We start from the raw sequence: 1,871 nt of genomic DNA on the forward strand, positions 1-1,871 counted from the left end.
GCTAGTGCCGTGACCAATAACGTTGACGGTGTTGGGTGACACGGCGCCCGGGCTGACGGCCGAGCGGGTCGCCGCCAGGAATCGGGTTCGGCAAGTATCTGGCGCGGCCTACGATTCGGCGGTGGGTTCCTCGCTGACTGTTCGCTCGGCCCGGGTCGAGGACGTCGCCCAGATGGCGTGTGTGCATGTTCGGTGCTGGCAGGAGACGTATCGGGGACTCATGTCGGATGCGGTCCTTGATGATCCGAGTTTCCCCGCTGCTCGGGAGCGGTTCTGGACTGCCGCTTTGACCGATGAGCGATATCGCGGGAACCGGGCGGCTGTGGCCGAGCGGGACGGCGAGTTGATCGGGATCGCGATGTCGGGGCCGCCGCTGGACGCTGCGGCGGCGTGGGCGAGGCAACTGTATGTGCTCTATGTGCATGCGGCCAATCACGGCACGGGTGCTGGGGGTGCGTTGTTGCAGGCCGTCATCGAGCCGGCGGAGTCGGCGGGGCTGTGGGTAGCCGATCCGAACCCTCGCGCGCAGGCGTTCTACCGCAAGCATGGCTTCGTCGCCGACGGGACGGCCCAGGTCGAGGACGGCGTGCGGGAGATTCGCATGATCCGCGACGTGCAGCGCCGTCGCTGATGCTGTGAACGAGAACGCTTGGAGTCTTGGGTCAGGCTACGCGGGTGGCGGGTTGGCCCCAGCGTCGTTGGCGTTCGCTGCGGATGCGGGTGCGTTCGCGGCGTTGCGCGGCCAGGACGTCCGGGTGGCGGGCGTTGGCGTTGCGCCAGCGCAGGTAGGCCTGCAGTCTCCGGGTCAGCGCGGGGTGGTTGGGGTGGTCCGCACCGGCGATCACGAAGGTGCGTAGGGGCCCGAACTGGGCCTCGATCGGGTTGGCCCAGGAGGCGTAGGTCGGAGTGAAGCAGAGTTCGACCTTGTTCCGGGCCGCCCACGCCCGGATCTTTCGGCCTTTGTGCGCGGACAGGTTGTCCAGGATCACGTAGATCGGCGCCCCGTCCGGGCGGGCGGCGCGGATCGACTTGAGGGCAGCGAGGGTGTTCGCGGCGCTCTTGCGACGTCGGACGACGCCCCAGAGCTGGTCGTCGCCGACGCAGTAGCAGCCGTGGAACTGCCGGACCCCGTGCAGCTTGTGGTAGTTCGCGGGCAGCCGGTGCGGGTGCCCGGCCGGTGCCCACCCGGCTCCGGCCTGAGGGCGGATCACGAGGGGTCCGAACTCGTCGAAGGCGAACACCCGCTGCGGGAAGTGGCTGCTGACGTACTCGATCCGGGCGAGTTTGGCTTCGCGCTGCGGGTCGGTGGACTCCTTCCACGTCTTGGTCCGCTGGAAGGTGATCCGGTGCCGGTGCAGGATCTGCCGCAGCCGCTCCCGCCCCACCCGGACCCGGCGAGTGGCATGAACCCGCAGGTGATCGGCGAGCTTACGGATGCTCCACCGGGTGAACGGCCGCCCCAGCTTCTCGGGGCGGGTGTTGGCCGTCTCGACGATGAACTGCTCTTCGTCAGGACTGATCAGGCGGGGACGGCCACCCGCCCACTGAGGGTCCAGGCTGGCCATCCCCATCTCGTTGAACCGGTGAATGACCTGCCGGATCGTGTCCTCATCGGCCTGCACCAGACGGGCGATCGCCGGCACCGTATTCCCGCCGGCCGAGGCGAGCACGACCATCGCCCGTCGCAGTCGGATCGGTGAACCGGTTCCCCGGCGGGTGATTCTGAGCAGCTGCTGACCTTCCTGATCACTCAGCCGCCGCACGCGTACAGGATCTGCCACCGCCACAGCCTGACCGCCGCCACGCCGCTCGGCCGACAGGCCAGCCGGCGTGTCAACCAACACCGTGAACGTTCGTGGTCACGGCACTAG

The 1,871-nt window shown here is 68.6% G+C and carries 2 protein-coding genes; one reads left to right on the forward strand and one right to left on the reverse strand.

The genetic code is table 11. The features are described from left to right. Positions 1–121: 121 nt before the first annotated feature. Positions 122–631: a GNAT family N-acetyltransferase gene (locus K7640_RS29770; RefSeq protein WP_308042867.1), complete on the forward strand. Its 510-nt coding sequence runs from the start codon at positions 122–124 to the stop codon at positions 629–631. 31 nt (positions 632–662) lie between these two features. On the opposite strand, the gene K7640_RS29775 is transcribed toward K7640_RS29770, so the two are convergent. Further along, positions 663–1,781: an IS630 family transposase gene (locus tag K7640_RS29775; protein WP_308042869.1), complete on the reverse strand. Its 1,119-nt coding sequence runs from the start codon at positions 1,779–1,781 to the stop codon at positions 663–665. Positions 1,782–1,871 lie beyond the last annotated feature (90 nt).

The organism is Micromonospora sp. PLK6-60 (assembly GCF_019890675.1).
Classification (GTDB): Bacteria; Actinomycetota; Actinomycetes; order Mycobacteriales; family Micromonosporaceae; genus Micromonospora.